This is a genomic window from Arthrobacter sp. GCM10027362, assembly GCF_042679445.1.
Lineage (GTDB): Bacteria > Actinomycetota > Actinomycetes > Actinomycetales > Micrococcaceae > Crystallibacter.
This window is the reverse complement of sequence record NZ_JBHTML010000151.1, coordinates 1-10,091: the sequence shown is the minus strand read 5'-3', so window position 1 is coordinate 10,091 and position 10,091 is coordinate 1. Positions and strand designations below refer to the sequence as shown.

The following is a 10,091-nucleotide window of genomic DNA, read 5'->3' as shown; positions in this document are numbered from 1 at the left end:
GCCGCTGGTGCACCTGGCCGGGGACTTCGCCGTGCGCGGGGTCCGGCTGCCGGACCGGCAGGCCGGCAGGTACTACCTGGTGTTGCGCGGGGCCGGGCGGATCCATGCGCGGGCGCTGGTCTGCGGCGGCCTCGACGGACCGGCCGATGAATTCGGGGACGGCCCGGGCAACTATGCGGCCGCCTCCTTCAGCACGCCGCACAAGGGCGGCGTCGATGTTTCCGGGCTCCCGCCGGGGCGGTACGACGTCGCGGTGACGCTCAGCTGCGCAGGCGCCCTGTACACGGTGCCTGCCGGCAAGACGGTGCAGATCAGGGTGGACGCGGCGGGGGCAGCGTCCGCGAGCATCCGCGACTCGCTGACCGTCCCCGTGGCGCCGGGGCTCCGCAGGGTGCCGGTGCGGCACCTCGGGGGCAAAATCCAGCGCAGTCTCAGGCGCCGCCTGTCCCGGCTGCTGCCCCGGCGACGGGGCCGGCGCCCGGTAGCTTTTTCCCAGGTTCCGGGAGGAAGATGTTGTCTGCCCGGTGACCCGAGGAGGCGCAGTGTCCTCGCAGCAGCATCCCATCCGGCGCCGCGCCGCGCTGGGCCTGGTCTTGGTCTCGGTGCCGCCTGCCCTTTGGTGGGCCGTCCGGGGCCAGGGCCCTGCCTCCGCTCCGTGCGTCCCGCCCGGCCGGGCCCGTGCGGCCTCGATGGCCTGCTGGGGTTCCTCGACGGTGGCGGAAATGTCCGAATACATGAGGAACACCGCCGCCGGCTATGGTCTGCGGTACTTCAACGGCGGGGCCGGAGGCCAGACCGCCGAGCAGATCCTGGCCCGGCTGGGTTCCCGGCCCGCGCGCATGGACAGCGCCGTCATACCGTCCTCCGGCTCGGTTGTCCTGTCCACCCCCTCGATGAGCGCCAGGGGCGCCGCCCCGTTCGGCGCTGACGGTTCGCTCGCCGGGATCCCGGGGACGCTGTCGAAGGCCCCGGGCGCGCAGCCCGGCTACAGCTTCAGGCGGCACCACGCCGGCAAGCCCCGGAGGATCGCCGAGGGCACCGAGTTCCTTCCCAGCAAGGGCGCGGAGTTCCGGGCGGGGATCAATCATCTGAACATCGGCAAGAACAACCTCACCGGGGCCCCCTGGGCCACCCACGATCCGGACGCCATTCTGGAATGGACCCATGCGGCCCACGACTGGCTTGCGGCCGCCGGCCGGCAGATCCTGGTCTGGGGGTACTTCGTCAACACGGGCATACCCGCATCATCCCCGGTCCGTGACCGGATCTCCCACGTCAACCGGGCCCTGCAGGAACGCTACGGGAGATGCTTCGTGGATCTGGCAGGCCTGGTGACAGACCTCGGCGCCTGGGCCCGGACCGGCCTCCACCCCACGTGGGCGGACCTGCAGCAGCAGGCGCTCGGCAACATGCCGCCCAGCCTGTCCCGGAACAGCGCGCACCTGAACGCACGCGGGTATCAGGCGTTGCGCGAGGTCATCGACGGCAGGCTCCGCGAACTGAACTGGGCCCCCTCGCCCGGAAAATTGGTCACTTGATGCCGCCCAAATGGAAATATTGGGCGGCAGCCAGTGACCAATTCAGGTGTTGAGGCATCCGCAGCACGGTTTTCCGGGGGCTGCCCGGCCAAGGGCAGGTCCCGGCGGCCGGTCAGCGGTGTGCCAGCGCCTGAACGACGTGCTGACGCAGGTACGGGGCCATGGTCCGGGCGTACGCGGTGGTCATGTGCGAGCCGTCGAAATAGGTCACCAGGCCCCCGTTCACGCCGTAGCACGCGTCGTCGCGGCAAATGTACCTGGTCAGGTCGGCAACCTTGACCCGGGTCGAGTGCAGGTCCTCGGCGGCCTTGACGAGCGGGTCGGGTTTGAGCCATTCCTCCCTGCTCCCCGAGCACTGCGCCGGATCGTCCGCGTTCTCGGCAACGCAGTCCGGAATCGACTGGATGAACGGTTTGGGATACGGAGTGTCGCGCAGCACCAGGAGGTTGGTCCCGCTCTCTTCCCACCTGGCCAGGTAGCTCCCGTACCCGCGGACTGCGAGATCGAACTGCTCGGCGTCGGAGTTGGCGCCTTTGACCGGGATGGTCAGCTCGGTGGTAATCACCAGGTCGTATTTGTCCCCCTGGGTGGACTCCTGGGCCCATTGTCCGAGCTCGCGGCAGCCCCGGGTTTTTTGCTCGGTGTCGAACACCACCGCAGCATCCGTGTAGGTGCAGGCGCTGGCCAGATAGGTGGTAATTGTCCAGCCGTTGGTCTCGGCCAGGCTCTCCAGCGCCGGCAACCAGTGTCCCGCATGCGAATTTCCGACCAGGGCCACCTGCGTCGGTCCCTCACCGTAGGTGCAGGTGCGGCGGGTGTCGAACGGCGGGGAGTTCCAGCAGTTGTCCTTGTAGGCTGCCGGTTTGTCCTTCTTCGCCAATTCCGGATCCATCTGGAGCCCGCGGTCCGCGGCGCACTCCCCGTTCGCGAGCGCCGCCGCGCCCAGGCAGGAATCTTCGGACGACATCAACGCCGACAAATTCCGGGCGGCGTCGCGGGAGCGGTAGCTCGCCTCGGCGATCTGCAGGGAGCCTACGGCCGCCAGCACCACCATTCCGACCGCAGCGAACCGGTACGTCCGCCGCAAGCCGAGCGAACTCCTTTTGAACCGGAACCTGTCCTCCACGTACTTCTTGGACAGGCCGGCCAGCACCAGGGCAAGGGCCACCAGGCAGCTCTTGTCGATCCAGCCCAGTTCTCCCCCGCTGACGTAGGGCATCAGCACCAGCAACGGCCAGTGCCACAAATACAGCGAATAGGAAACTTCACCCAGCCACTGCATCGGCTTCGTCCCGAGGACGCGGACCGGCGCAGCCCGTCCCCCGGCAGCTGCCAGGATCACCAGTGCGGTGCCGCCGGCCGGCAACAGCGCCGCATACCCGGGAAATGCCGTCGCCGCGGTGAAGGTGAACCCGGCCAGCAGAACCGCGGCCAGGCCCGTCCAGGCCACCGCCGCCGCTGCGGCGCCGGTCAGTCGCCGGGCCGTCCACGGAGCCAGCACGGCCACCAGGCCGCCGAGTGCCAGTTCCCACACCCGGGTCGGGGTCACGAAGTAGGCCATGGCCGGCTCCGCCCGGGTAAGCGCCACCGAGACCGCCAGGGAGACTGCCGCCACGGCGGCCATGGTCCAGCCGGCCGAGGTGGCTGCCTTCCACCCTTTCTTCGCGGCAAACCACGCCACCGCCATGGCAACCAGCGGCCAGAAGATATAGAACTGCTCCTCGACCGACAGGGACCAGAAGTGTTGGGTTGGCGACGGCAGGTTTTCGGCGGCCAGGTAGTCCACCGCGCTGTTCGCGAGCACCCAATTCTGCACGTACAGTGCGGAGGCAATGATTTCGGCCGCGGTGGCCTCCCACTGCGTGGGAGGGGCAACAAGGCGTGCAACCACGGCGGTGACGGCGAGCACCACAAACGCCGCGGGAAGCAGCCTGCGGATCCGGCGGGCCCAGAACTCCGCCAGGTCACGGCCCGACCGCGGCGGCTTCTTCAGCAGGTGCGAGGTGATGAGGAAGCCGGAAATAACGAAGAAGACGTCAACGCCGACAAATCCGCCGGCCAGGCTTTGCGGCCAGAAGTGGTAGACAACCACCAGCGCCACGGCGACGGCGCGAAGTCCCTGGATGTCCAGCCGGAATCCTCCGACGGCGACCTCGTGACTGCGGCCCGAGGGCCCTGGACGTCCTTTCGCGCGGAGAATGGGCGATCACCTGCTTATCGGTACTGGAAGAGACAAAGCGCAGTGACCAACTCTACCGGGCGGCCGCCCCCGGCCCCGGCATCGACCAGCGGCCGGGTTGATTGGCCATCCCTGCCGGCGAGCACGCCGGAAGGCAGCCGGAATCGGGACAGAAGGCGACGCCGGCCCCGGCGGCCCGCTTCCGCTCGGCGAGGCCCCCGGGCTCAGCGGCATCGCCCTTCGCCAGGAACCGGCCGGCGGACGGTTCCCCCGCTTTGCGGAACGGCAGTGCACTTTCTCCGAAAAAGGCGGCGCCTACTGACCGGTTCCTGAAGGCATCTACTGACCGCTTTTTGACGAGGGAGGGGTCAGCCGTTCCACTCGGGCGAGCGCACCAGGATGCAGCCGGAATCGGGGCAGAAGACGATGTCGTCCTCGGCCGCCTGCCTCAGCTCGGCGAGGTCCCCCGGGCTCAGCTGCATCCCCGATCCTTCGGACTTGCCATGGAACAGCCGGGCGGCGCCGATGCCGCGCTGGGCCAGGGTCTTCTCGTAGATCGCCAGCAGTCCGGCATCGAACGTCGCCGCCAGCTCCTTGCGCCGGGCGGACACCTCCGCCTTTTCCGCCTCGATGGCGGCCAGCTGCTCGTCACGGATCTTCTCCAGCCCGCCCAGCTCCTCGCGCAGCGCATCGCTGGCCTGCCGGACCTGTTCCTGCCGGGCCGTGGCCTCCTCCAGACGCTCCATGACCTCCAGCTCCACGTCCTCGAGGTCGGAGCGCCGCTTGCCCAGGGACTCCAGCTCGTGCTGCAGCGCGGTCAGGTCCTTGGCCGTGCCCGTACCGCTGTCCAGGCGCCGCTGGTCCCGCTCGATCCGGCCCTGGACCGTTTCCACCTCCGTCTCCGCGCGCTTCAGGTCGCGCTCGGCGTCGGCTACCTCGAGGTTGACGGCCGCCAGGTCGCGGTCCACCGCCCGCAGCTTCTCCTGCAGCGCCTCGATGTCCGCGTTCTTGGCCGCAGCGGCGGCGCGGCGGGTCAGCTGCACCATCTTGCTGTCCAGTGCCTGAAGGTCAAGCAGTCGCAGCTGTTCGGATGCCGGTGCCTTGGCCATAGGTCCCCTTAGTGTCCCGGGTGTGGTCGCCGAACTGAAGTTCCGCGTCGTCCCAGCCTACCGCGCGGGTGTGCGGATCAGGCCGGGGTCAGAATGAAGTCCCAAGGATCCGTGTTGATGCCGCTGACGCGGATTTCGACGTCGTATCCCTGGTCCGCAAGCACGTTCTCCAGCGCCGCGGCGGCAGGGGTGAGCCAGAGCCACTCGCTGCCAAAGTGCGACACATCGATCAGGTAGGGCCGGCCGTCCACCGCGGCCTCGCGCGCTTCCGATGCCGGATGGTGGCGCAGGTCCGCCGTGACATAGACATCCGCCCGGGCCTCCCGGACGGCGTCGAAGAGGGAATCCCCGGCCCCGCCGCAGACGGCGACCGTGCGGACCAGGGCGTCCCGGCTGCCCGCGACCTTGACGCCGCCGGCCACGGCCGGCATCAGGCTGAATACGGTCTCGGCGAAGGTGCCGAGCGTGGTCGCCTCGCCCAGTTCGCCGACCCGGCCGATGCCCTCCTCGGGCAGGCCGTTGGCCGACGGCGCCAGCGGCTTGACGTGCTGCAGCCCGAGGGCATCCGCCAGCACGTCCGAAACGCCGCCGACGGCGCTGTCCCCGTTGGTGTGCACGGTCACCAGGGCGCAGCCTGCTTCGATCAACTGGTGGATGATATTGCCCTTGAAGCTGGAGGCCGCAACGGAGTTCACCGGCTTGAGCAGCAGCGGATGGTGCGTGACCAGCAGGTCCGCTCCCCACGCAATGGCTTCCTCGACGACCTCGGCGACCGGGTCCACCGCAAACAGGACCCGGCGCACCGGGGCATTGCTGCGTCCCACCACCGGGCCGACGGCGTCCCACTGCTCGGCGAGCGACTGTGGCCAGAGTTCCTCCACGGCCAGCAGGACCTCCCCGAGCACGGGCGTGGCTGGGGCAGCCTCGGTTCCCCCGCCGTCTTCCGGCACAGCGGTGTCCTCTTGCTCCGTGTTCGGCTTCATAGCTCCTTTTCTACCGCATGGCTGCGGAAAAGGCCTGAAGTTTACGTGACCGGGAACACTGGACGCGGCTGCAGCGGGAATCTTCCGCGCCGCTGCGGCATTGTTAAAGCCATGGAAACTTTTGTCTTGGCCGGCGGCTGCTTCTGGTGCCTGGATGCGGTCTACCGGAGAACCCGCGGCGTCACCGAGGTGGTCTCCGGCTACACGGGCGGCCACGTGGCCGACCCCGACTATGAGGCGGTCTGTTCCGGGACGACCGGCCATGCCGAGGCGGTGGCGGTGACCTTCGACGAGTCGGTGGTGCCCGGGGAGGTCATCCTGGGCATCTTCTTCACCTCGCACAACCCCACCACCCTGAACCGGCAGGGCTACGACATCGGCACGCAGTACCGCTCGGCCATGTTCTATGCGAGCGACGAGCAGAAGCAGGCCTTCGAGGAGGCCATCGCGCGGACCCAGCAGGACTGGGTCGATCCGATCGTCACCGAGGTCGTACCGCTGTCCGCGTTCCATCCGGCCGAGGAATACCACCAGAACTACTACGACAAGCACCCGTCCGCCGGGTACTGCCAGGTGATCATCAACCCCAAGCTGGCCAAGGCCCGGAAATATTACGCCGAATGGCTCACCGCCTGAGCCCCTTCATTACCACTGGGTAGGCTGGCAGGGGGCACGGACACAGCTGTGCGCACCCACATGTCCACTCCCATCCGCGATGGCCGCAAGGCCAAGTAAGGCAGGAAACATGGCACGCATTTACGACGACGTCACCCGGATCGTGGGACACACCCCCCTCGTGAGGCTGAACCGCCTGACCGAGGGCCTGCCCGCGCAGGTCGCCGTGAAGCTGGAGTTCTACAACCCTGCCAACAGCGTCAAGGACCGCATCGGCGTCGCCATCGTCGACGCCGCGGAGAAGGCCGGAGCGCTCAAGCCCGGCGGCACCATCGTCGAGGGCACCTCGGGCAACACCGGCATCGCCCTGGCCATGGTCGGGGCCGCCCGCGGCTACAAGGTCATCCTGACCATGCCCGAGACCATGTCCACCGAGCGCCGGGTCATGCTGCGCGCCTTCGGCGCCGAGATCGTCCTGACCCCCGGGTCCGAGGGCATGCGCGGGTCGGTGGAGAAGGCCAAGGAGATCGTCGCCACCACCGACAATGCCATCTGGGCCCAGCAGTTCGCCAACGAAGCCAACCCGGCCATCCACTACGCCACCACCGGCGCCGAGATCTGGGAAGACACGGATGGAGCCGTGGACATCCTGGTGGCCGGCATCGGCACCGGCGGCACCGTCACCGGCGCGGGCCGGTTCCTGAAGGAGAAAAAGCCCGAGCTGCAGATCGTCGCGGTGGAACCGGCCGACTCCCCCATCCTCACCGGCGGCGCCCCCGGCCCGCACAAGATCCAGGGCCTGGGCGCCAACTTCGTGCCCGAAATCCTGGACACGAACATCTACGACGAGGTGCTGGACGCGCCCACGGACGCCGCCGTCGCAGTCGCCCGCGATCTCGGGACCAGGGAAGGCATCCTGGGCGGCATCTCCTCCGGTGCCGCCGTCTGGGCTGCGCTGGAGGTGGCCAAGCGGCCGGAAAACGCAGGTAAGCTGATTGTGGCCGTGGTCCCGGACTTCGGGGAGCGCTACATCTCCACCATCCTGTACGACGACATCCGCGGCTAACCGCCAGGACCGCTGCAGTCCCACGACTGCCGCGGTTTGTTCGTACGATCAGGAAGATCACTGTGGGATTCATTGCGCGATTGCGTGAAGACCTCGAGGCCGCCCGGTCCCATGACCCGGCGGCCCGGGGTCATATTGAGAACTTTCTCGCCTATTCCGGGCTGCACGCGATCTGGGTGCACCGGCTGACCCACCGGATGTGGGCCAATCCCAGGCTGCGGCTGCCGGCCCGACTGCTCTCGCAGGCGGCCCGCTTCCTGACCGGCATCGAGATCCACCCCGGCGCCACCATCGGCCGGCGGTTCTTCATCGACCATGGCATGGGCGTGGTCATCGGCGAGACCGCCGAGATCGGCGAGGACGTGATGATCTACCACGGCGTCACCCTCGGCGGCCGCTCGCTGGCCAAGGTCAAGCGCCACCCGACCATCGGTGACCGCGTGGTCATCGGGGCCGGCGCCAAGGTGCTCGGCCCGGTGGTGATCGGCGCGGACAGCGCGATCGGCGCCAACGCCGTCGTCGTCAAGGACGCACCGCCGGAGTCCATCATCACCGGCGTGCCGGCCACCTTCCGCCACCGGGATCCGCAGCGCGAGACCAAGCCGGCCGTGGATCCGGCCGAGTACATCGACCCGGCAATGTGGATCTGAGCGCCGTTACCGGCTGATTGACCGGCATTTTGCGCCGAGGACAATTCAGAACGGGGATGCCTTTTGAAGGGAGCCTCGGATGTCCTGGCACATCGAAGGTACGTACTTCGAAAACTGTAATTGCGACATGATCTGCCCATGGACGCTGCCGCTTCCGCCGAGCAGGCCGAGGCGCTCGGAGCACTGTTCGGCGGGCAGCGGGGCGGGCCGATGGCGGGCATCGCTCCCCTGGCCGCCGGCAGGGCCGGCAGTTCGGCCGTCAATGTGTTCGGAATGAACTGGGACAATGCCGGGAAGAGCTCCTTCTCAGCCCCCTTTGCCTGGTCAGCGTAGGACGCCCCGACGCGCCTGGCTGGCCGCCCGCCCGCACCCGGGCCTGCTGGCGCTGATCGGCTTCGCCCTGCTGGCCTGGTTCCTCACCGTGCAGCTCGCGGCCGGGATGCCGCCGGGTCCCGGGGCCATGGGGCTGGGGCTGTCCGGCTTCCTGGCCGGCTGGGCGTTCATGATGACGGCGATGATGCTGCCGGTGCTGGCCCCGCTGCTGTTCGTGTACCTGCGGTCCATCCGCGCCGGGCGCAGCGGTGCGGTCAGGGCGGCCCGGACCGCACCGCTGCTGGCGGGCTACCTGCTCACCTGGACGGGCTTCGGCGTTCTCGCCTACGCAGCGGCGCTGCTGGGCGGCAGGCTGGCCGCGGAGGCACCGGCGGGCGCGCCCTGGGTCGGGGCCGGGCTGCTGGCGGCGGCGGGGATCTACCAGCTGACGCCGCTGAAGAACTTCTGCCTTCGGCACTGCCGCTCGCCGGTGGCGTTCCTGCTGCACGTTTCCGGCTACAAGGGGCCGCTGCGGGACGTGCGGGTGGGCCTGTACCACGGGTTCTACTGCGTTGGATGCTGCTGGGGGCTGATGCTGGTGCTCATCACCGTCGGGGTCATGAACCTGGCCTGGATGGCCGTCATTGCGGCCGCCGTGCTGGTGGAAAAGACCTGGCGGCACGGGATCGTGTTCAGCCGCGCCGCCGGTGCGGCGCTGATTGCCTTCGCCTGCTTCGTGCCGGCCTACCCCTGGCTGCTGCCCGGCCTGTACCAGGCCCCGGACATGATGATGTAGCCGCGGCTAGGTTTCCGGTGCCGTGCTGCTGCGGCGTTCCCGCCGCAGCGCGCGCACCCGCCAGACGGCCAGCACGGCCAGGGCAGCGACGACGACGGCGGCGGTAATGCCGCGTCCGGCGGCCCGGGCGACGGCTTCGTAGGAGTTCCCGGCCAGGTAGCCCAGGAGCACGAACCCGACGCCCCAGGCCAGGCCGCCGGCCGCGTTGAAGACCAGGAACCGCGGGTAGTGCATCCGCGAGGTCCCGGCCAGGGTGGGCATGACCGCGCGGAAGAACGCAACGAACCTGCCGAAGAACACGGCATAGCCGCCGTGCCGGTGCAGGAAGTCCTGTGCCTTCTTCAGCTTGGCCCGGCGCTTGTCCAGGACTTTGCCGTTGACGATCCTGGACCCGAAACGCTTGCCGAGTGCGTAGCCCACCGCGTCCCCGATGATCGCGGCCAGGACCACCAGGGCCATCATCGCCCACAGGTCCACGTGCCCGCGGCTGGCCACCACGCCGCCGAGCACCGCCGCCGTCTCACCGGGAATCACGAAGCCGACGAACAACGCGTCCTCGGCGAACACCAGCAGGCCCACGATGGCCAGGGCCAGGACCGGGTTGATGCCCAGGATGCCGTCAAGGATGCCGGTCACGGACATTGCCTCCTCGCGGTCTGCCTCCACCGGTGGTCTGCCGGCACCCCCTGTAGTCAATGATGCACGTGCCGGGGCGGCAAGTGAACGGTGCGGGTCCCGGACAGCCGGGGCCCGCACCGCCGCAGTCAGTGCGTGTCGACCGCTTCGACCTCGGTCTTGTCCCCGCCCCAGAGGGTGTGGAAGGTGCCCTCGGCGTCGATGCGC

The 10,091-nt window shown here is 68.9% G+C and carries 11 protein-coding genes; 6 read left to right on the top strand and 5 right to left on the bottom strand.

Going from position 1 to position 10,091, the window contains the following annotated elements:
* A partial coding sequence (locus tag ACFQ36_RS17325; protein ID WP_377015855.1) for a hypothetical protein occupies nucleotides 1-202 on the bottom strand: 202 nt, incomplete at its 3' end.
* A 340-nt stretch (nucleotides 203-542) separates the two neighbouring features.
* On the opposite strand from ACFQ36_RS17325, the gene ACFQ36_RS17320 reads away from it, so the two are divergent.
* Nucleotides 543-1,538 (top strand): hypothetical protein, encoded by a 996-nt coding sequence (locus ACFQ36_RS17320; RefSeq protein WP_377015853.1) that lies wholly within the window; start codon nucleotides 543-545, stop codon nucleotides 1,536-1,538.
* A gap of 112 nt (nucleotides 1,539-1,650) precedes the next feature.
* On the opposite strand, the gene ACFQ36_RS17315 is transcribed toward ACFQ36_RS17320, so the two are convergent.
* The 3 genes from ACFQ36_RS17315 to ACFQ36_RS17305 all read right to left on the bottom strand — a co-directional run bounded on the left by ACFQ36_RS17315 (nucleotide 1,651) and on the right by ACFQ36_RS17305 (nucleotide 5,809).
* Nucleotides 1,651-3,663 (bottom strand): acyltransferase family protein, encoded by a 2,013-nt coding sequence (locus ACFQ36_RS17315; RefSeq protein WP_377015857.1) that lies wholly within the window; start codon nucleotides 3,661-3,663, stop codon nucleotides 1,651-1,653.
* A gap of 422 nt (nucleotides 3,664-4,085) precedes the next feature.
* Entirely contained in the window at nucleotides 4,086-4,826 is a 741-nt protein-coding gene (locus ACFQ36_RS17310) for a zinc ribbon domain-containing protein (RefSeq protein ID WP_377015851.1), read from the bottom strand.
* Between the two features lie 77 nt (nucleotides 4,827-4,903).
* A complete protein-coding gene (locus tag ACFQ36_RS17305) occupies nucleotides 4,904-5,809 on the bottom strand; it encodes a Nif3-like dinuclear metal center hexameric protein (protein ID WP_377015849.1) in 906 nt (301 codons plus the stop codon).
* A 111-nt stretch (nucleotides 5,810-5,920) separates the two neighbouring features.
* On the opposite strand from ACFQ36_RS17305, the gene msrA reads away from it, so the two are divergent.
* The 5 genes from msrA (at nucleotide 5,921) to ACFQ36_RS17280 (ending at nucleotide 9,248) form a co-directional block, all read left to right on the top strand.
* Nucleotides 5,921-6,445: a peptide-methionine (S)-S-oxide reductase MsrA gene (gene msrA, locus ACFQ36_RS17300; RefSeq protein WP_377015847.1), complete on the top strand. Its 525-nt coding sequence runs from the start codon at nucleotides 5,921-5,923 to the stop codon at nucleotides 6,443-6,445.
* A gap of 109 nt (nucleotides 6,446-6,554) precedes the next feature.
* The gene (gene cysK / locus ACFQ36_RS17295) at nucleotides 6,555-7,490 is read left to right on the top strand and encodes a cysteine synthase A (RefSeq protein ID WP_377015845.1); all 936 of its coding nucleotides are present in this window, start codon (nucleotides 6,555-6,557) and stop codon (nucleotides 7,488-7,490) included.
* 62 nt (nucleotides 7,491-7,552) lie between these two features.
* The gene (gene epsC, locus ACFQ36_RS17290) at nucleotides 7,553-8,140 is read left to right on the top strand and encodes a serine O-acetyltransferase EpsC (protein ID WP_377015843.1); all 588 of its coding nucleotides are present in this window, start codon (nucleotides 7,553-7,555) and stop codon (nucleotides 8,138-8,140) included.
* Nucleotides 8,141-8,278: 138 nt separating this feature from the next.
* Nucleotides 8,279-8,473: a DUF1326 domain-containing protein gene (locus ACFQ36_RS17285; RefSeq protein WP_377015841.1), complete on the top strand. Its 195-nt coding sequence runs from the start codon at nucleotides 8,279-8,281 to the stop codon at nucleotides 8,471-8,473.
* A complete protein-coding gene (locus tag ACFQ36_RS17280) occupies nucleotides 8,457-9,248 on the top strand; it encodes a DUF2182 domain-containing protein (protein WP_377015839.1) in 792 nt (263 codons plus the stop codon). The genes ACFQ36_RS17285 and ACFQ36_RS17280 overlap by 17 nt, the downstream gene beginning before the upstream one ends.
* A 6-nt stretch (nucleotides 9,249-9,254) precedes the next feature.
* Here ACFQ36_RS17280 and ACFQ36_RS17275 read toward each other — a convergent pair whose 3' ends face one another.
* On the bottom strand, nucleotides 9,255-9,890 hold the full coding sequence (locus ACFQ36_RS17275) for a DedA family protein (RefSeq protein WP_377015837.1): 636 nt from the start codon (nucleotides 9,888-9,890) through the stop codon (nucleotides 9,255-9,257).
* Nucleotides 9,891-10,091: the final 201 nt, after the last annotated feature.